Here is an 18,980-nt window from a genome sequence, read left to right as displayed (position 1 = left end):
GAAGGTGGTCGCGGGTGAGTGAGGACAGGACAGGCACCGCCTGTCAGTCGGACAGCCAGTGGTACGACCACGAGGCGGGACCGCTCGTCCGCCCCTACGCGGTGACCGGTGGCCGCACCACCCCCGCCCTCACCGGGGTGCGCTTCGACCTCATCGCCCTCGTCTCGCTCGACAGCGGCGCAGCCGGCGTCGACGACGCCTCACTGGGCCCGGAACACCGTGCCCTCGTCGATCTGTGCCGCGTCGAGACACAGTCCGTCGCCGAACTCGCCGCGGGCGCCGACCTGCCCGCGGGTGTCGTCCGGGTGCTCCTGGGGGATCTCCTGGAACTGGGCTGCGTGACGGTCAGCCGCCCTGTCCCGCCGGCGCAACTGCCCGACGAACGGATTCTGCGTGAGGTCATCGAGGGACTGAGAGCGCTGTAGGAGATGGAGCCGAACCGCCATGGACCCAGACTGCGCGCGATGTGTCCCCATTCGGGCGCCGAATGTCCAGGAGTTGGTCATAGCGGTCACTATGCGGCCCAACCGCTCGAACTTGCAGAGTGGTTGCCATGATGCTGATTCCGTACAGATGTACTGACGTCGACTGTGGTCGGCACTCTTGAGAGAAGTGATCGATGGTCTCCGAGCACTCCGACGAGCCCGAGGACGAGATGGCCGACCTGGCATTGAAGATACTGGTCGCCGGCGGATTCGGCGTGGGCAAGACCACGCTCGTCGGCGCTGTCAGCGACATCAGGCCACTGCGCACCGAGGAACTGCTGAGCGAGGCCGGTCAGTCCGTGGACGACACCGGTGGAGTGGACCACAAGGTCACCACGACCGTCGCCATGGACTTCGGACGCATCACCATCCGGTCCGGGCTGTCGCTCTATCTCTTCGGCACGCCGGGCCAAGACCGCTTCTGGTTCCTGTGGGACGAACTCTCCCAGGGTGCCCTGGGAGCCGTCGTCCTCGCGGACACCCGGCGGCTCGAGGGCTGCTTCCCCGCGGTGGACTACTTCGAGCACCGGCGCATCCCGTTCGTGGTGGCCGTCAACCGTTTCGCGGGAGCCCGCGCCTTCGGCGCCCACGACGTGTCGCGCGCCCTCGATCTCGACCGGGGTACGCCCGTGGTGTTGTGCGACGCCCGGGACCGGGACTCCGGGAAGGATGTGCTGATCCGCCTCGTCGAGTACGCCGGGCGGATGCACACCGCCCGGCTGCTGGATTCCGTCGGTTGACGCGCTACTCAGCGACGGCGGAGTAGGCCAGCACCTTCTCGATCCGTACACGGACGAGGAGTTCTCCCGGAACGCCGTTGCGGGCACCGAACTCCTCGGCCCGCTCCTCGCCCATGTACCGGGCGCCGAGCCGGGTTGCCCAGCGTCTCACATCGTCGAGGTCCTCCGACAGTTCGGCCCGACCCTCCAGCACGACAAAGCCGTACGGGGGACGGTCGTCGTCCACGCAGAGGGCGACCCGGGCGTCCCTGGCCAGATTCCGACCCTTCACGGTCTCCTTCCCGGTGTTGAAGACCACATAGTCTCCGTCCAGCAGGAACCAGATCGGCGCCACGTGTGGGCGGCCGTCGGCGCGGACCGTGGAGAGTTTCCCCGTGCGTGTGCCGTGCGAGACGAAGGCTCGCCATTCCTCGTCGGTCATCTTGTGTGTCATGTCCCCATCTTGCTTGCCGGGACGGCGGCCGTGGTGAAGGCTGGCTGACCGGAACCTCCAGCCAGGGGGAGCGACATCACGGGGAGAACGGATCATGGCGCAGAACGCGGGGCTCAGTTGGCTTCTGGACGACCTGACCGAGCGCGTGGAACACATACGGCACGCACTGGTGCTGTCCAACGACGGACTGGTGACCGGCACGAGCACCGGGCTGCGGCGTGAGGACGCGGAGCATCTCGCGGCGGTCTCGTCCGGGCTGCACAGCCTGGCCAAGGGATCGGGGCGCCACTTCGGCGCCGGTCAGGTGCGCCAGACCATGATCGAATTCGATGACGCGATCCTGTTCGTCACCGCGGCCGGTCTGGGCAGTTGCCTGTGCGTGCTCAGCGCGGCCGAGGCCGACATCGGCCAGATCGCCTACGAGATGACACTGCTCGTGAACAGGGTCGGGGAGCACCTCGCCGTGGACGCGCGGCAGCATGAGAACGCACCGAACAAGGACCTCTGACTGCACGAACATCACCCTTGACCAGCGGAAACCGTGCAGCGGGCAGAGTTGTCCACAGGCCCGCCCGGTGATCCGGTTCTCCCGCTACGGTTTTGTCCGAAGCGGCGGGTGCGCACGGCGCTCGTCACGGACTCCACGGGGGAGAACTGCCATGACAGGAACCACGATTGCATCCACCGTCACCCAAACCACTGACACCGCCAGCGGTTCCGCACGGCGCTGGCCCTTGGTGACGTCGAGCCGAGCCGCACGGGAACTGGTCCTCAAGCGGAGCGAGTTCGATCTCGCGGTACGGCTCGGGTACGTGCGGACCGTGCCCGACGAGGGCGGGGGAGGGCGTCGCGTCACTCGCGCGGAGATCGACCGGGTGCGCTGTGAGGAAGGCTTCCCCGCAGCGCTGCGGGAGCGGGTGAGGACCGTGAGCACAAAAGACGGAGCGGCCCTGATGCAGGTGACGCCCGGCAGGTTCACGCGGTTCGCGCGCCTGGGCCTGGTGGTGCCGGTGAAGTGGTATCTGAACCGCTATCGGACCGTGGTCTGGCTGTATCTGGCCGAGGAACTGACGCAGTTCGTCAGCAGGGAGGAGAACGCGCTGCTGCTCACCGGCAGGACGCCGCAGGGGCTGCGCGACCAACTCGATGAGGGCCTGGACTTGCGGCCCCGTAACTGGCGTGGGCGCCACCTCGGCTTCCAGTTGCGTCAGACGGAAGACCCCTGGGCGAAGGCCGCCGTAGTGGCGTCCCTCCTGGATCCGGTGGAGGTCGCGGAGATCGTCCAGGATGTGTACGAGCAGGCCCAGTTGCGTCGCCTGAGGCCCGCACGGTCCGTGCCTGAGGTATCCGACTCGCCCACTGGCTGGATCACTGCGCGGATCATGACGGCGCGCGACCCCGACGAGATCGGCTGGCTCCGGGCCGACTTGAGGCAGGCACTCACCGAGGCCCGCCAACACCGGCCGGCTCCGCGGCCGTCACCATCTGTCGCGGAGAAGAGACAGCCTGATACTGCGACCGACGGTTGGACCATGACGACGGGTGAGCCCGCGAACGCATGTGAAACCGTCGCTTTCCCTGAATCCGTGGCCGTCCCCGAGACGGCGGTTGCTCGTCGGATTCCGGCCGTGCGGCGGGAGTGTTCGCGCCGGCGGAACAGTCCCTCCTGGACGACCGAGACGAGTAGACCGGCGAGGATCTCGCACGCCTCCATGGATGAACGCCTCCAGCGTCCCGCCCGGCGCGAAGACGGGGCCTTCCTGGTGACCGTCGCGGTCACGGGCAAGACGCCCATAGAAGTCACCCAGGAGGTGTGCGACGAGATCACGGACGGTCCAGCCCGGCACTGCTGTCCTGCTCCGCGGCAAGGATGCGGCGGATCCCCGGTGGCAGTCTGCCGGAACCGGCCCTGGCCATGCGGGCGATACTCTGTGCCGCATGGATGAGATCACGGGGGTGGAGATCATCGCTTTCGCGGACACTGCGGCGTTTGAGAGCTGACTGGCCGAGAACTACATGCGCCACGAGGGTGTGTGGATCAAAGTAGCCAAGAAGAAGTCCGGCATTCCGACGGTCACCGACGACGAATTGGTCGACATCGGGCTGTGCTACGGCTGGATCTCCGGGCAACGGCGGTCGTTCGACGAGCAGCACTACCTCCAGAAGTACGTGCCACGTCGACCCAAGAGCCTGTGGTCGCAAGTGAATGTGGACAAGGTGGCGATGCTGACGGCCGCAGGGCGGATGCGTGAACCCGGGTTGGCCGAGGTGCGCGGGGCGCAGGAGGACGGGCGCTGGGCGGCGGCCTACGAGTCGCAGAAGACGGCGACGGTACCGTCCGACCTCGCGGCGGTGCTCGATGCGAACCCTGAGGCCAAGAAAGCCTTCGAGGCGCTCGACAAGACCGGACGCTACCTGCTGATCCTTCCGCTGCTTCAGGCGCTCACTCCGGAGACCAGGCAGGTCCGGCTCGACAAAGCCCTGGACATGCTGGGGAGCGGTGACAGCCCGGATTGAGCCGGTAGCCGCAAGCCCGAGGCGGCCGCTCCGATGGAGCAGCACGCTGGCCAGTCCCGCCGTCTGAAGCGATCAGTGGTCGCAGTGCCAGACAGCCTGGCTATCGATCACTTGACATGAGCGGCGATGGTCCGTGCGCACTCCATCGCCTCCGCATGTGTGGTGTCCACCTCCAGGTTGTAGGTCACACCCTGGTGAACCACTTCCGCCTGTGATGCAGCCATCCCGATGGTCCGATCGCCTCGTGCGGCCTCACGGCCTGCGGCCACCGCAGCGTCACACCTGACGCCGACCCACAGCACCCGGAGTTCATCCAGGGCTTTCTGCCATCGCTGCTGTGAGTACGCTCCGCCGAGGAAGACTTCATCGACGATGACCCGGGCGCCGGCCCGGGCCATCGCGGCGACTCCCTCAAGCCATGCCGCTTCCAGCGTTCGGAACTCCGGACCGACGACCACCTCTCCGTCCGGAGCGAACTCGATCCCGCCATCCGACGCCTGCATGGACGCCGGCATCGCCTCCACCAGCATGTCTGTCCCGAGGGCCAGCCACGGATCCGGCAGGACTGCCTGCAGGCACCGAACGATCCCGGACTTCCCTGAGCTGGAACCACCGTTGACAACGATCACCTGAGTCATCACCGCGCCACTGTAGAGGCGTCAGGGCAACGCTCGAAAAGGATTTCCGTGAACGCGTCCTGGGTCTTGCCGCGCACGGCGTGGGGGTGGTCCGACGACCTACCGCGCCGTGGCAATGCCGCCTCCTCCATGGCGAAGGCCATTGCGGCCTCCCGGCGGCCATGGTTTCCGGGAGGCCGCGCCACTGCACGGTCCGGTCCGTCCTCGTCACCACGGGAGCCTGACGGCTACCGCGCATCCGACGTGTGACATTGCTGGTTAGAGGGTTGCAGCACAGATCTGGTTGCTTACCTGAGACAAGTTGTGTCCGGGAGCACCCCACCCCTCGTGTCACGTGACGTAGATCACCGCTCGCCCTCGGTACCGGCGCCTGCCTTCTCACGCTTGCCCCGAACTCGGGCTTTCCTCCTTCGATATGTTCACGGCTTCGCCATCACTTGGTGTTGACGTGAACAACCAGAGAGGAAAACGTGACCGATCCTTTGTCCGTGCCGCGGCGCGGGCGGGTGCGGCCCGCAGGAAGAACTCTGCGCTGGGTAGCGGGGACTCTCAGCCTGGCGGTGTCCGCCGCTCTGCTCAACGGCGTGAGCGCCGCGGCTGAAGCGCCGGGCCATCCTGCTGGTGAGAACGAAGCGCCGGTGACCCAGGCGGCCGACCTCGCCTCCGCGCGTGCTGCCGCGCGCCTGTCGGGCAAGCGGGTGGAGGCGCTGTCGGAACGCACGGAGGCGACCACGACGTGGGTGAACAAGGACGGGTCGCTGACAACTGAGGTTTCGGCGGGCCCTGTTCGGTTCTACGACCAGGACGCCGACTCGTGGCGTGGCATTGATGTGAACCTCGCCCGCGGTTCCGATGGTTCCGTCGAGGCCAAGGCGCATCCCCACGGTCTGAAGCTTTCAGGGGGCGTCGGCCGTCCGGCCGCATCGCTCAAGGCGGCGCAGCAGGCCGCGGCCACGGACCTGGTGACCCTGGGCGAGGGTGATCAGCGGATCACCCTGCAGTGGAAGGGTGGGAGGCCCGCGCCGAAACTGGACGGGACCCGTGCGGAGTACGTGAACGCGGTGCCGGGCGCAGACGTGGTGGTCGAGGCGACACGTTCCGGGTTCGAGCAGTTCGTCGAGGTCAAGCAGCGACCCGAGGTCGACAACTACAGCTACACACTGCCGTTGAAGGCCAACGGACTGAAGGCGAGACAACTCGCCGACGGCAGCGTGCTGTTCACCGACAGCAGGAACAAGAAGCGGGCCGTCATGCCGGCCCCTGTGATGTGGGACGCCTTCGTCGACCAGCGGTCGGGTGAGCACACGCACAAGGCCCGGGTCGGCCTGACGGTGGTGCAGAAGGGCTCGTCCGTCGATCTGGTGATCACCCCTGACGTCGATTTCCTCACCGACCCGGACACCCAGTACCCGGTCACCATCGACCCCTCCACCTCGGCGCTGTCCAACGTCTTCGCGACCTATGTGCAGCAGGGGGTGTCGGTCGACCAGTCGACCGACACAGAGCTGGACTTCGACAACCCGGGCACCAAGAACGCGGACGGCACCCCGCGCACCGCGCAGACCTTCGTCTCGTGGAACACCACGCCGTTCCAGGACGCGCTGGTTCTGAACGCGAAGCTGTCCTTGTACAACTTCCATTCGGGCAACACCGACTGCAAGGCGTACCCGTGGGAGGTGTGGGCCTCCGGGGCCGCTTCCACATCGAGCCGGTGGGCCAACCGTCCGACGATGACGGTGAAGAAGGCCTCCTCCACCGAGACGCGCGGCAACTCGGCGTGCGCGAGCACCCAGCCGGCGGGCTGGATCAACGCTGATGTGACCACGCCGCGGCCACGTCACCAAGTACCGCCACTCGCAGACCATCTCGAAGGCGAGCTCGGCCAAGGTCGGTGACATCATCTTCTTCAAGTGGAAGAAGGAGAAGGTCTACAACCACGCCGCAGTGGTACGGGCCAACTCGCGCGGTGAACTCCACCTCGTCCAGCACGGGATCAAGGAGCTGACCACGCTCAGCGACGTGATCGCCCGCTACAAGAAGAAGGATCCGATCGAGAAGATCCTGATCGTCCGAGTCAAGGACAGGTGACAGCGTGAGACGCCAGGTCGTATGCGGATCCGTGGCAGCCCTGCTACTGGGCTTGTCGGCGTGCTCGCTGCTCGGCTCGCCCGACTTCCAGTACGAAACGGATTACGCCAACCACGAACCGCTGCACGTGTTCGGCTATCCGTCGACCGGCTCCCTGCAGGTGGTCCAGGAGGTCGTGTGGCGCATCGCCGACGGCAAGGCCGGGGACCTGGAGAAGCTGGCGACCAGCGACAGCACCGACAGCGAGACCCGGAAGACGGCCGCGAACTGGATCAAGAGCTTCCAGAAAGGGGCCAAGGGCAAGGTAGCGGCCAACTTCTACGACGAGGCATCCGAACGCCAGGTGGTAGTGCTGTACTTCCAGGACACCCACCAGGTCAAGGAGATCACCGTGCGGGTGGACGGCCCAGAGGATGACGACGGCTGGCGAGTCCGCATGAACGAAACCAGCTTGAAGGAAGCCACCCGCGCGCCTACCTGGGCTCCCAAGGAGCCCGGCGGGAATGGATCGGTCTCGGACGGCTGATCCGGATCCGGGTACGGCAGGCAAGGGGCTCGGCAACGCCGGGCCCCTTCGCCGTGGTTCGCCGACAGACCTGAGCCGCCTCCAGCCCGTCGCGATCGTCAGGTGCCAGGACCCCGGCGCCACGCCGTTCTCGAAGACGCCGTTCGCCTACGACGCCGATTTTCATTGCCTTCACCCCTCAACTCACTTATGATTTCGGCCGGTTCACAACAACAACATCGCACGTTCCGACTCTCGCGGGGGGGGGGAATGGCATGGTTCGTCGCTGTGTGAGTGTCGGTGCGCCACCTCCGATGACGTCAGGGGAAATTCCTTCCTGGATTACGGCGGGATTTCCCTCTTCGCGTGAGGACCCGCTGGAACGGTGTGGCGGTCGATACCGTGTTCCGGCAGAGCGCACATGGCCCGCAGAGAGCGACGAAGAGCTGATCGCCGAGCTGCGCAGGTTCGGAGCCGCGCACATTGCCCCGATGTTGCAGCCGGAACCGCGCGAACCGGCCATGGCTGCAGTTCGTTTGGATTTCCGTCTGGTACGCGAATATTCCCCGCAACGCCTTCGCCTGGTGGATGCCATGGGCGACACCAACTCCTGAACGTTTGCCACCGAACCGACGTACTGAATGGAAGGCCCAGCCAGGTGAATACCGACAGAGAGAACGTCATCGCCACCGCGACCGACCCGGTGGTCCGCGATTTCCTCCGCATGGCCGACGACAGCATCGTCGCCATACTGCCGTACGCGTTGTCCGTCGCCGGGCACCTCGCGATCGCGGACGAATTCACCGACTCCGCAAGGAGCGTCGCGCACCTTGCCAAGGAGCTCGACGTGGCACCCGGGGCCCTGGAACGCCTCCTGCGAACCCTCGCCAGCTGTGGGTTCTTCACCGACGAAGGTGAGGGTCGGTTCTCCCTCACCCGACTGGGTCAACTTCTGCAGAGTGACTCGCCCGTGTCGATGCAGGCGACTCTCAGCAACGTCGAGTCGTACCGGGCCTGGCTCGGGGCGGTCGATACCATCGCCACCGGCCGACCCGCCTTCGACAGCGAGTTCGGTGCCGGCTTCTTCGCCCACAAAGATCACAATGCGCAGATGGGCGCCGCGTTCGACGAACGCATGCGGGAGCGGGCAAGTCGCCTCTACTCGGTCCTCGCCGCGTTCCCCGCCTGGAAGAGCACCCACTGCGTCCTCGACATCGGCGGCGGCAAGGGCGCCGTGCTCGCCTCGATCCTGACGGCCAACCCGCACCTCAGTGGAATCCTCTTCGACCGGCCCAGCGTCGTCGAGCGAGCCGAGCTCTCAGGGGACATCGCCCCGCTCCGGGATCGTTGCGAGGTGGCAGCGGGCGACTTCTTCCAGGCGATCCCTGCTGGGGCCGACGCACACCTCATGTGCAGCGTCCTGCACGACTGGGAGGACGACGATGCCGTCACCATCTTGACCCGGAGCCGTGAGGCACTCCCCGCGGACGGCCGCCTGCTCATCTGCGAAATGCTCCTGCCGGACTCGAGCGAACCGCATCCGGCCTGGTGGAGCGACCTGGGCATGATGGTTGTCCTCGGCGGCCGTGAACGCACGCTGGACCAGTACCGGTCCCTGCTCCAGCGCGCAGGACTGCACATCTCGGACGTCACTCCGCTCCCGGACTCCTTCTTCAGCGTCATCGAAGCGCGCGTCGTCCCGATCTGACGGACAGCGACCCAGCCCGCCCCGGGAGCATGTGCAGACCGCGGTCCTTGAAGGACCGGCGGTTGTGCCGGACCAGCGGTGCGGGCAGCTCCTCCTCCAAAGCCGGCGGGCGGCGTGGTGCGGGCCCGAGTGATCGCTTCGGGCCGCCGGGGTCGAAGGTCTCCTCGAGGACCTCCAGGCCGGCCACACCACCCTGCCGCCAGGCGGCGGCAGCCGCCGACTGTCGGGTGCCCTAGTCGGTCCATGGTCCGCTGGTCGGCGCTCCAGCGGGTCGGCCCCGATGCCGGAGCAGGGAAGGTCGCCCGTGTCCGCAGGGTCGGGCAGCTTGGGCGGGCCGGGGAGGGCTCAGATCGCCAAGATGCCACCGTCCACCGCCACATGGCTTCCGGTCGCGAAGGAGGAGCGGTCGCTGAGCAGCCACAGTGCTGCCTGGGCGACCTCCGCGGGGGCGGCCATCCGCTTTTGGATCTGACGAGCGACGAACGCTTCTTCCAGCGAGGGATTCGACTCGATCGCCCCGTTGATCATTTCTGTCCGAGTGGTGCCCACTACCAGTGAGTTGATCCGGATGCCACACTCCCCGTATTCGGCCGCAGCCGACTTGGTCATGCCCAGGACGGCGTGCTTGGCTGCTACATAGGGAGTGGGAGCCCCCGTGGCGATCACGCCCGCGGAGCTTGCGGTGTTGACGATCGCTCCACGGCCGGCCTCGAGCATCACCGGGACCTGGCGGCGCAGGCAGTTCCACGTGCCGCGGACATTGACGTCCATGATGCGATCGAAGTCCTCCTCGGCCAGCTCATGCAGCTTGCCGAACGCAGAGCCCGCGTAGCCGGCGTTGTTGAACGCCCCGTCGAGACCTCCGAACAACTCCAAGGTGGTGTCGACGGCACGCGCAACATCCTTGGCGTCGGTGACGTCACCCACCCTGTAGGCCGCTCGTCCACCTGCCGCCTCGATTTCGGCGACCAACTGCCTGAGCCTGTCCTCGCGTCGAGCCATCACGAGAAGGTGTCTGATCGCTCATGAGCGCAAGCAAACCGGTCCGAGATCCCGACGGACAGGGGCAGGCCGGTCCGTTCGGTAATCAGGTGGATCTTCGAGTCGTACTTACCCCGATCCACAGGATTCGTCAGCATGTTCACCGAGTCGATCGTGCACCTCGACCAGTGCAGGTCGCTGCGCGAGCCCAGTTCGTCGAGGACCAGGCGGTGCAGCTTGGCCCACACCCGGGCCTTCGTCCACTCCGTGAACCTGCGGTGGGCTGTTGCCCCGGACGGCCCGAAGGACTCCGAGGGCAGCTGCTGTCACGTGCAGCCTGATGTGGCTACGAACACGATCGCGGCCAGAACTTCACGGTCACCATGTCTTCGCCGGCCACCGCCCTGAGGCCGCGTCGGGGCCTCCGGCACTACCCGCTGGAACAGCTCCCACAACTCATCCGGCACCAGCCGCTCAACGATCCCCGCCACGGTCAACAGCCCACCGAGGCCCGGCTCCGGCCACCTGCGTGGCGGTGACCGGAGCAGGGGCTGAGCTGCGATGACACGAACCACGGCTGCAGTGTCAGACCGCTGAAGTAACCTTCGAGCCATCGCACACCGACTCGGAGGACCAGAAGAGTTGACCGGCCTGTCTGCTTTCCCGCTGCCCTTTCAAGCTTCCCGTTCCATATCGTTCGCGACGCCCCGAACACTGCGGGAACTTCAGATGATGGAGTGCAGCGCCCATATTCGGGCGAAGCCGGGGTGGTTCGACAAGATGAATGATCCCGACATCGTCGCCAGGTGGACGCAGGAAGCGGTCACCCAGGGCCTCACCGAAGCGCAGGTTCGTTACGTGCTCGCCGAACTCGTGCATTACGCCGCGCTGCGGAACGAACGAACCGGCATCGAGGTGTCCGCCGTCGACGGGGTGTGGCAGTCGGACACACTGGTCGACGACAAGCTCAGATCCCGGCTGCGCGAGGCGGTTCGGGTTCTGGAAGAGGTCCCCGAAGAAGAACGGGACTGGCATCCCGGTTCCGACGGCCAGGTACTGGATCTGGTTCACCCCTCACTGTTCTGCCTGGTGAGAGAGGCGAGCGGCGCGCCCGAGAGTGCTTGGCAGAACCCGACGGACCACTACTCGAAGTACGAGTTCTCGGAGAAATTCCAGTGGCTGCCCACGGACGTCGACGTGAGTGAGGACGGCGATGTCGCCTTCCGTTCGTACGTCAACAACGTCCACCCCGAGACTCACCGCGAATTGGCCGCCGTCCTACCGGACTTGTTCGCGTGTATGCGCCCGCTGCTGGAGAACGTGCTCACCGATCTGCGCCATCCTCGGCCCCTGCGGATCGAGGCTGATCCCTTCGGGTGGTACGACTCGGAGCCGGAGTACCCGGACAAATCCTCCTGCGGTGATGACGCGGCCCACGAAGAAGCACTCCGTGTATGGGAAGAGGCCTACGACGAATGGTGGGAAAACCGCCGCCCGGTCATCCCGGACGCCCCGGCCTTCACCCCGCCCGAGTTGCCCGATGAATCCGCCCGAGTCGATCTGCGCGGCCGCCGTCTCCAGGTCATTGTCAAGCTCGCCACCATTCATCTCACCCCGGACAAGCCCGAGTACCCCGGCGGTTCATGGCATGTCGAGGGGATGATGAACGAGCGGATCGTCTCGACCGGCATCTACTACTGGGACAGCGAGAACATCACTGAAAGCCGGCTGAGCTTCCGGGCGGCAGTCGACGACCCGGACTACGAACAGAGCGACGACAACGGTGTGCGTGAGGTCTACGGCCTGGAGAACGAAGGCGCACTGAACCAGATGCTGGGATCGACATCGACCCCGGCGGGCCGCTGCCTGGCGTTCCCGAACATCCTGCAACACCGCGTCGGCTCATTCCGCCTCGCGGACCCCACCCGGCCGGGAGATCGCAAAATTCTCGCTTTCTTCCTGGTCGACCCGTCGGAAAAGATCGTCTCAACCTCCGATGTGCCACCGCAGCAACCCTGGTCCGACACCTCGACCATGACGCTTGCACAGGCCAAGAACTACCGCGAACAACTCATGCAGGAACGCAAGTTCTTCGTCGACGAACACAACGAGCAGCTCTACGAAAGAGAATTCTCCCTCTGCGAGCACTGAGCCTCGGTCAGCGGCTACTAAATTTCGCGAGTGGCGTCGTTCTTCAGGGCGGTGACGAACGACGTCCAAGCCGGGGCTGTAACCGTCAGGAACGGGCCGTGAGAGCGCTTGGAGTCGCGGACGGGGACGATGCCCGTGAGGCCGTCCGCCACCTCTACACAGTTTCCACCGTCGCCGTTGCTATAGCTGCTCTTGCGCCAGCGGGCTGCGCCGGGGAACGCCTCGGCGACCTCGACGCAGTCCCCGCCAGTGCCGTTGCTGTAGCTGCTCTTGCACCAGACGGCGGTGCTCCGGGCCGTAGAAGCTGCCCTCGACCAGTTGCAGCAGCGTCAGCCCGGCATCCTCCCGCTTCCAGCGCAACTCCTTACCGTAGAAGGTGGGGACGCTTGCCGAGCCGTCGATGTCCTTGCGCTGCCCCATGGTTCACCATCCTGGTGCCGTGACCACCCATTCCCCGATGTGTCCGCCCGAGCCCGGCGATTCCCCTGGCGATGCCAACCACCCGTGGCGTACGCACAGTTCAGGGCCGGGAGCCCGAACCTCTGTCACGGTAGGCGGCGCGACAGCAAACTGTGAGCAGTTGGTCACAGAACGCACTGGAAGGTGTGAACCCGATGCACGACCACTCCGGCTCCGACGTACAGGACTGCGCCGAGGATCTGCGGGCCGCTCTCGCCGCCCACGGCATCACGCTGCCGTCCCTCGGCGTCGACCTGCCGAGCTTCGCCGCCCGCTGCCCGGCCCGGCCTCTCATCGCGCTGGGCAACTGCTGACTGTCGGCGTGTCCTGCCCCCGCGACCGTACGCGTCTTGAGGTCACCGACCCCGATCCGCGGTCCCTGCCCGTCCCGTGTCGGACGGTCGACGAGGGTGACGAGTCCGGGCGTGGTCTCGTCCTGCTCGAGGCGCTGACCCTGCGGTGGGGGGTGGATCAGTGGCCCGGCGGTAAGACGGTGTGGTGTGAACTGGCGGCGCCGTCGTCAGGGAGCGAGTGCGGCCGACGCCCGATGAAGCAGGAAACCGCGGAAGCCCACCCGATGCCTGTGCCGCGTAGCGGCACAGCACCGAGCGAGCAGACCGGGATCACTCCTCGCCTCAGGGGAGAGCAAGTCAGAGCCGCCGGGGTGCCGACGGTGTCAGAGGGCGGTCATGGACGCTTCGCGCGTGCTGAGGACCTGGTCGACAAGGCCGTACTCGAGCGCCTCCTGCGCGGTGAGGATCTTGTCACGCTCGATGTCCCGGCTGATGGCCTCAAGATCGCGGCTGGAGTGCTTGGCCAGCATGGTCTCCAACTGGTCGCGCATGCGCATGATTTCGTTGGCGGCGATCTCCAGGTCGGAAACCTGGCCCTGAGTGGCCCCGCTGTAGGGCTGGTGGATCAGCACCCGGGCGTGCGGCAGCGCCATCCGCTTGCCGGGCGCGCCCGCGGCCAGGATCACGGCCGCCGCGGAGGCCGCCTGGCCGATGCAGACCGTCTGGATGTCCGGCTTGACGTACTGCATCGTGTCGTAGATCGCGGTCAGCGCGGTGAACGAGCCGCCGGGCGAGTTGATGTACATGGAGATGTCCCGGTCGGGATCCATCGACTCCAGGCAGATCAGCTGCGCCATGATGTCGTTGGCCGAGACGTCGTCGATCTGCGCTCCGAGGAAGATCACGCGCTCCTCGAAGAGCTTCGCGTAGGGGTCGTACTCGCGGACGCCCTGTGCGGTCCGTTCGGCGAAGCGCGGAACGACGTAACGCGCCTCGGGCGTCGGCACCTTCAGCACGGCGGCCTGCGTGAGGTCAGTAATCACTTTTCCTCTCCTCCTGTCGCGTCGTCAGCACGCGGTCCCCTCATGTGTACGTGCCATACAACGGCTTCATGACCCTATCCGAGCACGATGGGCCCGCGGGCGACGATCAAGTTGTGTTCGCTGTCGGCGCATACTCCAACTGACGTGCTCACCTGGGGAGATGGCGCCGAGCACGGCGTCCTGCCGCGCGGCCGATGGCGGCCCGGCGGCGCTCTCCCCAGGCACCGTCCGGGTCTTCCGTTCGGGGGGCGGGCGTGTCGGTCGCGTCCAGATAGCCGGCGAACGCGGCCACGGTGGGGTACTGGAACACCGCGACGACCGGGATGTCCCGGCCGAGCGCCTCCTGGAGCCTGCTCTGCACCCGCAGCGCCAGGAACGAGTGCCCGCCCAGGTCGAAGAAGTTGTCGTCCGCTCCGACCCGCGGCACGCCCAGTACCTCCTGCCAGACGGCGGCCACCCGTTCCTCCGACGGCCCGCGCGGCGGTGTGACGGGCGCCTCCTGGCGCGGCGCGGGCAGCGGCGCACCGGTCAGCGCGTTCCGGTCGACCTTGCCGTGAGCGGTCAGCGGCAGGGACTCGTGCAGGGCCAGGTGTGCGGGCACCATGTACGACGGGAGCAGGCTGCGCAGGTGGCGGCGCAGTTCCTCGGCCGACAGGACGGAGCCCGGGCCGGGCACCACATGGCCCACCAGGGCCGGCCCGTCCGCCGCCTCGTGCCGGGTGACGGCCGCGTCGACGACCGCGGGGTGGTCGCGCAGGGCGGCCTCCACCTCGCCCAGCTCGATCCGGAAGCCGCGGATCTTCACCTGGTCGTCCGAGCGGCCCAGGAACTCCAGCGTGCCGTCCGGCCGTCGGCGCACCCGGTCGCCGGTGGCGTACAGCCGGGCCCCCGGGCGGTCCGCGAACGGGTCGGGGACGAAGCGTTCCGCCGTGCGGCGCGGGTCGCCGAGGTAACCACGGGCCAGCTGTGCACCACCCAGGTACAGGTCGCCGGCCACGCCGACGGGGACCGGGCGCAGGCGGCGATCCAGGACGTGGGCCTGGACACCGGCGGTGGGCCGGCCGATGTCCGGCCGCCGCGCGGGCGGGCCGTCCCCGGGGCCACCCTGCGAGCCGTACGACGGCTCGGCGGGCCGGTCGCCGGACGGCACCGCACCCGCCGTGGCGACCACCGTGTTCTCCGTCGGCCCGTAGTGGTTGTACAGCCGGTAGGGCGCGTCGGGCGCGGGCCGGGCGGTGAGCGCGTCCCCGCCGGTGAGCAGGGCCCGTAGTGTGCCGTGCGCCGGGAAGGGCTCGGACAGGACGGCCTCGGCCAGTGGCGTGGGCAGGAAGCACACCGTCACCCGACGGTCCGCCAGGAAGCGCGCCAGGCGGACCGGGTCGGCGCGCGTCTCGTCGGACGGCACGTGCAGCGCCGCGCCGCAGGCCAGGGCAGGCCACATCTCCCAGACCGCCGCGTCGAAGCCGGGGCTGGCGACCAGGGTGGTGCGGTCGTCGGGGACCAGCGCGTAGGCGTCCCGGTGCCAGGCGACCAGGTTGGCCAGCGCCCGGTGCTCGACCGCCACGCCCTTGGGGCGGCCGGTGGAGCCCGAGGTGTGCACCACGTAGGCCAGGCCGTGCGGATCGAGGCGCGCGGGCAGGACGTCGGTGGGCGGCTCCGGCGCGGAGTCCAGGGTGTCCTCCACACACAGCACCGAGGTGCGCCCCATCGGGAAGCGTGTGCGCAGGTCGCGGTCGGTGACCAGCAGCCGCAGCCCCGCGTCCCGCCGGATCGCGGTGAGCCGGTCCGTCGGGTACTGCGGGTCCAGCGGCACATACGCCGCTCCCGTCAGCGTCACCGCCAAGGCGGCGACCACCTGTGCGCAGGACCGTTCCAGGCAGACGCCCACCAACCGCTCAGGACCCGCGCCCAGTTCCCGCAGCCGTCGGGCCAGCGCACCGGCGTACCCGACCAGTTGGCCGTACGTCAGGGTGCGTGCGGGGTCGGACACGGCCGGGGCGTCGGGGGCCTGGCGGGCCTGCCGCAGCACCTGCGACGGCACCGGTTCCCCCGCCGTTCCGCAGACCTGCGGTGCGGGCCCCCGCGCCGCCTCCAGCAGGGGGGCGCGTTCAGCCGGGGTGAGCAGCGGCAGGTCGGTCAGGCGGCGTGCCGGGTCCGCCACGATGCCGCGCAGCACGGTCAGATAGTGGCCGGTGAACCGTTGGACCGTCTCCGGGTCGAACAGGTCGGTGCTGTACTCCACTTCGCCGCGCAGCCGCCCGTCCGCCTCCAGCAGGGACAACCCGAGGTCGAACTTGGCGGTGTCGCCGGTCATGTCCAGGACGCGTACGTCGACCTCGCCCATGCGCAGTTGCTGGAAAGGCGGCACGTTCTGCAGGGTGAAGGAACACTGGAACAACGGGTGCCGGCTCGGGTCGCGCCGCTGCTCCAGCCGGTCCACCAGCAGCTCGAACGGTGTGCCCTGACGTTCGAAGGCGTCCAGGGCCGTGGTCGCCGTGCGCTCCAGCAGGGTGGTGAACTCCGGGTCCCCGGACAGGTCCGTGCGCAGCACCAGCGTGTTGGCGACCAGGCCCGCCAGCCCCTCGACGCTCGGCGAGGTGCGGCAGGCCACCGGCGTGCCCACGGCGAAGTCGCTCTGCCCGCTCCACCGGTGCAGCACCACCTGGTAGGCGGCCAGCAGCACCATGAACAGCGTCGTCCCCGTTCGCGCCGCCAGGGCCCGCAGCTCCCCGGTGAGCTCCTCGGGGACCGTCACGGCGTGCCGGGCGCCCGCCCAGCCCTGGACGACGGGCCTTGGCCGGTCGGCGGGCAGGTCCAGGGACGGCACGCCCCGCAGCCGGCCGGTCCACCACTCCAGCTCCGCGCGCGCCTCGGCCCCGGCCAGCCGGCGCCGCTCGTCCAGCGCGTACGCGCGGTACTGCATCGGCGGGGCAGCGGGTGCCGCGGTGGGGCGGGCGTGGCGGCGGGCCTCGTACAGGGCGGTGCACTCGCGGACCAGGAGGCTCAGCGTCCAGCCGTCGGCAACTATGTGATGCAGGGTCAGGACGAGCCGGTGCAGGTCCGGGCCCAGTCGCAGCAGCCGGGCCCGGACCAGCGGCCCGCGAGCCAGGTCCATCGGCTCCTGTGTCTCGGCCGCCTCCGCGTCCCGCAGCCGCCGCGCGCGGACGCCCGGCGCGAGCCCGCTCAGGTCCTCCACCGCCGGCTCCAACGGGAACGCCTCGCCGACGATCTGCACGGGCTCCCCGTCGTGCTCCGCGTAGGTGGTGCGCAGCGCCTCGTGACGGCGCACCAGCTCGCTGAGCGCCCAGCCGAGGGCCGCCGGGTCGAGCGGGCCGCGCAGTTCGAGGACGGCCGGGATCAGATAGGCGGGGGAGCCGGGCCGGTAGCGGTCCAGGAAGTACAGGCGCCGCTGCGCGGACGACGCGGGCACCGGCCCGGCGGCGGAGCACGGCGTCTCCTGCGGCGACATCTCCTGTGGCGGAGCCTCCTGTGGCGAGGCGCCGGACGCGGCGGCGTTCGCCCGCAGCCGGCGCGCCAGCAGCGCGCGCTGGCCCGGCGTGAGCGGCGATCGGGGCGCCGGTGAGGGGGTGGTGGTCAACGTTCCTCCTCGGGCAGGACCAGACGCCCGGTGCGCCGCACGCCGTCCAGTTCGCGCACCGCCTTGGTCAAGGTGGCGCTGAACACCTCGGTCTCCCCCCGCTCGTGCATCGTGGCCAACGCGTCCCGCAGCGCCTCCGCTTCCCGGACCAGGCTCTGCGCGGCCCGCAGCGCGGCGTAGGTGTGCTGCGCGCGGGCCGGGTTGACCCGGCCGAGGGCGTCCACGACGGCCAGGAACCGGTCGACGAACGCGCTTTCGGCGCTGGTCAGCGCAGGCAGGGGCTGCTGTCCTTCGGTCATGCTGCCACCTCTGCCCGCGACCAGGCGTCCAGCCGGGCCAGTACGTCGTCGGCGTGCGAGCCCACGAAGAAGTGACCGGCGTCAAGCGACCGGTACTCGAACTTGCTGGCCGCGCACTCCTTCCACGCGGCGACGTGGGCGGGCTCGACCAGGGCGTCCCGGGAACCGGCGAACGCCAGCAGCGGGCAGCGCACGGGCGCCGGCGGCAGGATGGGCCGGTAGCTGTCGAACAGGGTGAGGTCGGCGGCCAGCACCGGAAGGATCACATCGAGCAACTCGTCGTTGTCGAACACCTCCTGCGGGGTGCCGCCGTAGCCGCGCAGGATGTCGATCAGATCCTGCCGGGTGTACCCCTCGGGCAGCCGTGGCGCCACCGCGGCCCGGCACTGCGGTGCCGCGGTGGCGCCGACCGCCAGGTACAGCGGTTGCGCCACCCCGCGCGCGGTCAGCTCGGTGTACACCTCGTAGGCGAGCAGGCCGCCCATGCTGTGGCCGTACAGCGCCCACGGCAGGCCGTCCGCCAGCAGCGGCTCCAGCGTTGCCACGACCTCGGCGACGGCGGCCGCCGGGGAGTGGTGCGGCGCCTGCCCCATCCGTGACTCGCGGCCGGGCAGCCGCACCGCGCACACCTCGACGTCCTGCGGCAGCCGCGACAGCCACGGCGCGTAGGCGGAGGCACCGCCACCGGCGTGGTGGAGGCAGACCAGCCGGTGCCGGGGGCGGGCCGTGGCCGCCCGCAGCAGCACGCGGTCCGGGAACGGGAAAGCGGCATCCGGCCGCCCGGTGCCCCTCATCCGCCCACTTCCTCCGCCCTCGCGCCGTCCATCGCCTCGCGCAGGCTGCGCGGGCGCATGTCGGTCCACAGCTCCTCGATCCGGTCCAGGCAGTACTGGCGCGAGCCGCGCTCACCCGCTTCGCGCCAGCCCGCCGGCAGCTCGCGGGCGGTCGGCCAGATCGAGTACTGCTCCTCGTCGTTGAGTACGACGGCATACTCGTCGAACGGGTCCTGCTGCTCGTCAGCGGTCACGTCGTTTCCTCCTCG

18 protein-coding genes and 6 pseudogenes are annotated in these 18,980 nt (G+C 68.5%); 12 read left to right on the top strand and 12 right to left on the bottom strand.

Annotated features, from left to right (window positions below):
* Window positions 1-14 precede the first annotated feature (14 nt).
* Window positions 15-425, top strand: coding sequence for a DUF742 domain-containing protein (locus tag ACWDEX_RS24950; protein ID WP_450466148.1), 411 nt, complete (start codon window positions 15-17; stop codon window positions 423-425).
* A 194-nt stretch (window positions 426-619) separates the two neighbouring features.
* Window positions 620-1,225, top strand: coding sequence for a GTP-binding protein (locus ACWDEX_RS24945; RefSeq protein ID WP_450466147.1), 606 nt, complete (start codon window positions 620-622; stop codon window positions 1,223-1,225).
* A 4-nt stretch (window positions 1,226-1,229) separates the two neighbouring features.
* On the opposite strand, the gene ACWDEX_RS24940 is transcribed toward ACWDEX_RS24945, so the two are convergent.
* Entirely contained in the window at window positions 1,230-1,658 is a 429-nt protein-coding gene (locus ACWDEX_RS24940) for a PPOX class F420-dependent oxidoreductase (RefSeq protein ID WP_450466146.1), read from the bottom strand.
* Between the two features lie 94 nt (window positions 1,659-1,752).
* Here ACWDEX_RS24940 and ACWDEX_RS24935 point away from each other — a divergent pair, with 94 nt between their 5' ends.
* Both ACWDEX_RS24935 and ACWDEX_RS24930 read left to right on the top strand, forming a co-directional pair.
* The gene (locus ACWDEX_RS24935) at window positions 1,753-2,166 is read left to right on the top strand and encodes a roadblock/LC7 domain-containing protein (protein ID WP_450466145.1); all 414 of its coding nucleotides are present in this window, start codon (window positions 1,753-1,755) and stop codon (window positions 2,164-2,166) included.
* Between the two features lie 151 nt (window positions 2,167-2,317).
* Window positions 2,318-3,166 (top strand): annotated as a pseudogene (locus ACWDEX_RS24930) (DUF6397 family protein); the annotation flags it as partial.
* 204 nt (window positions 3,167-3,370) lie between these two features.
* On the opposite strand, the pseudogene ACWDEX_RS24925 reads toward ACWDEX_RS24930, so the two are convergent.
* Window positions 3,371-3,514 (bottom strand): annotated as a pseudogene (locus ACWDEX_RS24925) (maleylpyruvate isomerase N-terminal domain-containing protein); the annotation flags it as partial.
* A gap of 160 nt (window positions 3,515-3,674) precedes the next feature.
* On the opposite strand from ACWDEX_RS24925, the gene ACWDEX_RS24920 reads away from it, so the two are divergent.
* Window positions 3,675-4,175, top strand: a complete 501-nt coding sequence (locus ACWDEX_RS24920) for a YdeI/OmpD-associated family protein (protein ID WP_450466143.1) — start codon at window positions 3,675-3,677, stop codon at window positions 4,173-4,175.
* 107 nt (window positions 4,176-4,282) lie between these two features.
* Here the strand turns inward: ACWDEX_RS24920 and cpt are convergent, their stop codons facing one another.
* Window positions 4,283-4,813 carry a chloramphenicol phosphotransferase CPT gene (gene cpt, locus ACWDEX_RS24915; protein ID WP_450466214.1) on the bottom strand — a complete coding sequence of 177 codons (531 nt, stop codon included), beginning with the start codon at window positions 4,811-4,813 and terminating at the stop codon, window positions 4,283-4,285.
* Between the two features lie 584 nt (window positions 4,814-5,397).
* Between cpt and ACWDEX_RS24910 the strand changes: the two are divergent.
* The 5 genes and pseudogenes from ACWDEX_RS24910 to ACWDEX_RS24890 form a co-directional block, all read left to right on the top strand.
* Window positions 5,398-6,639, top strand: a pseudogene (locus tag ACWDEX_RS24910) (sugar-binding protein); the annotation flags it as partial.
* Between the two features lie 118 nt (window positions 6,640-6,757).
* Complete coding sequence (locus ACWDEX_RS24905; protein ID WP_450466142.1) at window positions 6,758-6,901, top strand: hypothetical protein; 144 nt, start codon at window positions 6,758-6,760, stop codon at window positions 6,899-6,901.
* A 4-nt stretch (window positions 6,902-6,905) separates the two neighbouring features.
* A complete protein-coding gene (locus ACWDEX_RS24900; RefSeq protein WP_450466141.1) occupies window positions 6,906-7,427 on the top strand; it encodes a hypothetical protein in 522 nt (173 codons plus the stop codon).
* A gap of 293 nt (window positions 7,428-7,720) precedes the next feature.
* Window positions 7,721-8,020: a hypothetical protein gene (locus tag ACWDEX_RS24895; RefSeq protein ID WP_450466140.1), complete on the top strand. Its 300-nt coding sequence runs from the start codon at window positions 7,721-7,723 to the stop codon at window positions 8,018-8,020.
* Window positions 8,021-8,064: 44 nt separating this feature from the next.
* A complete protein-coding gene (locus ACWDEX_RS24890) occupies window positions 8,065-9,114 on the top strand; it encodes a methyltransferase (protein WP_450466139.1) in 1,050 nt (349 codons plus the stop codon).
* Between the two features lie 345 nt (window positions 9,115-9,459).
* Here the strand turns inward: ACWDEX_RS24890 and ACWDEX_RS24885 are convergent, their stop codons facing one another.
* Together ACWDEX_RS24885 and ACWDEX_RS24880 are read right to left on the bottom strand one after the other, a co-directional pair.
* The gene (locus ACWDEX_RS24885; RefSeq protein ID WP_450466138.1) at window positions 9,460-10,119 is read right to left on the bottom strand and encodes an SDR family NAD(P)-dependent oxidoreductase; all 660 of its coding nucleotides are present in this window, start codon (window positions 10,117-10,119) and stop codon (window positions 9,460-9,462) included.
* Between the two features lie 41 nt (window positions 10,120-10,160).
* Window positions 10,161-10,586, bottom strand: a pseudogene (locus tag ACWDEX_RS24880) (transposase); the annotation flags it as partial.
* Window positions 10,587-10,737: 151 nt separating this feature from the next.
* Here ACWDEX_RS24880 and ACWDEX_RS24875 point away from each other — a divergent pair.
* Window positions 10,738-12,246, top strand: coding sequence for a DUF4246 domain-containing protein (locus tag ACWDEX_RS24875; protein WP_450466137.1), 1,509 nt, complete (start codon window positions 10,738-10,740; stop codon window positions 12,244-12,246).
* Between the two features lie 17 nt (window positions 12,247-12,263).
* On the opposite strand, the pseudogene ACWDEX_RS24870 reads toward ACWDEX_RS24875, so the two are convergent.
* A pseudogene (locus ACWDEX_RS24870) lies at window positions 12,264-12,536 on the bottom strand (DUF397 domain-containing protein); the annotation flags it as partial.
* A pseudogene (locus tag ACWDEX_RS24865) lies at window positions 12,532-12,666 on the bottom strand (XRE family transcriptional regulator); the annotation flags it as partial. The pseudogenes ACWDEX_RS24870 and ACWDEX_RS24865, both read right to left, overlap by 5 nt.
* A gap of 194 nt (window positions 12,667-12,860) precedes the next feature.
* Between ACWDEX_RS24865 and ACWDEX_RS24860 the strand changes: the two are divergent.
* Entirely contained in the window at window positions 12,861-13,019 is a 159-nt protein-coding gene (locus tag ACWDEX_RS24860) for a hypothetical protein (RefSeq protein ID WP_450466136.1), read from the top strand.
* A 362-nt stretch (window positions 13,020-13,381) separates the two neighbouring features.
* Here ACWDEX_RS24860 and ACWDEX_RS24855 read toward each other — a convergent pair whose 3' ends face one another.
* From ACWDEX_RS24855 to ACWDEX_RS24835, 5 genes are all read right to left on the bottom strand, one after another.
* Window positions 13,382-14,041: an ATP-dependent Clp protease proteolytic subunit gene (locus ACWDEX_RS24855; protein ID WP_450466135.1), complete on the bottom strand. Its 660-nt coding sequence runs from the start codon at window positions 14,039-14,041 to the stop codon at window positions 13,382-13,384.
* A 148-nt stretch (window positions 14,042-14,189) separates the two neighbouring features.
* The gene (locus ACWDEX_RS24850; RefSeq protein ID WP_450466134.1) at window positions 14,190-17,639 is read right to left on the bottom strand and encodes a non-ribosomal peptide synthetase; all 3,450 of its coding nucleotides are present in this window, start codon (window positions 17,637-17,639) and stop codon (window positions 14,190-14,192) included.
* Window positions 17,636-17,938: a hypothetical protein gene (locus tag ACWDEX_RS24845; protein ID WP_450466133.1), complete on the bottom strand. Its 303-nt coding sequence runs from the start codon at window positions 17,936-17,938 to the stop codon at window positions 17,636-17,638. The genes ACWDEX_RS24850 and ACWDEX_RS24845 overlap by 4 nt, the downstream gene beginning before the upstream one ends.
* Window positions 17,935-18,732 (bottom strand): thioesterase II family protein, encoded by a 798-nt coding sequence (locus tag ACWDEX_RS24840; RefSeq protein ID WP_450466132.1) that lies wholly within the window; start codon window positions 18,730-18,732, stop codon window positions 17,935-17,937. Before ACWDEX_RS24840 ends, ACWDEX_RS24845 begins: the two co-directional genes overlap by 4 nt.
* A complete protein-coding gene (locus ACWDEX_RS24835; protein WP_450466130.1) occupies window positions 18,729-18,965 on the bottom strand; it encodes an MbtH family protein in 237 nt (78 codons plus the stop codon). Before ACWDEX_RS24835 ends, ACWDEX_RS24840 begins: the two co-directional genes overlap by 4 nt.
* Between the last annotated feature and the right edge of the window lie 15 nt (window positions 18,966-18,980).

The sequence above is a fragment of the Streptomyces sp. NPDC001020 genome (genome assembly GCF_053599115.1).
This window is presented reverse-complemented; position numbering and strand designations above follow the sequence as displayed.

Excerpts from the sequence above, each read along its gene's own strand:
- cpt (WP_450466214.1), bottom strand. The coding sequence starts at position 4,813 with ATGACTCAGGTGATCGTTGTCAACGGTGGTTCCAGCTCAGGGAAGTCC.
- ACWDEX_RS24920 (WP_450466143.1), top strand. The coding sequence starts at position 3,675 with ATGCGCCACGAGGGTGTGTGGATCAAAGTAGCCAAGAAGAAGTCCGGC.
- ACWDEX_RS24945 (WP_450466147.1), top strand. The coding sequence starts at position 620 with ATGGTCTCCGAGCACTCCGACGAGCCCGAGGACGAGATGGCCGACCTG.
- ACWDEX_RS24845 (WP_450466133.1), bottom strand. The coding sequence starts at position 17,938 with ATGACCGAAGGACAGCAGCCCCTGCCTGCGCTGACCAGCGCCGAAAGC.
- ACWDEX_RS24940 (WP_450466146.1), bottom strand. The coding sequence starts at position 1,658 with ATGACACACAAGATGACCGACGAGGAATGGCGAGCCTTCGTCTCGCAC.
- ACWDEX_RS24840 (WP_450466132.1), bottom strand. The coding sequence starts at position 18,732 with ATGAGGGGCACCGGGCGGCCGGATGCCGCTTTCCCGTTCCCGGACCGC.
- ACWDEX_RS24895 (WP_450466140.1), top strand. The coding sequence starts at position 7,721 with ATGACGTCAGGGGAAATTCCTTCCTGGATTACGGCGGGATTTCCCTCT.
- ACWDEX_RS24860 (WP_450466136.1), top strand. The coding sequence starts at position 12,861 with ATGCACGACCACTCCGGCTCCGACGTACAGGACTGCGCCGAGGATCTG.
- ACWDEX_RS24935 (WP_450466145.1), top strand. The coding sequence starts at position 1,753 with ATGGCGCAGAACGCGGGGCTCAGTTGGCTTCTGGACGACCTGACCGAG.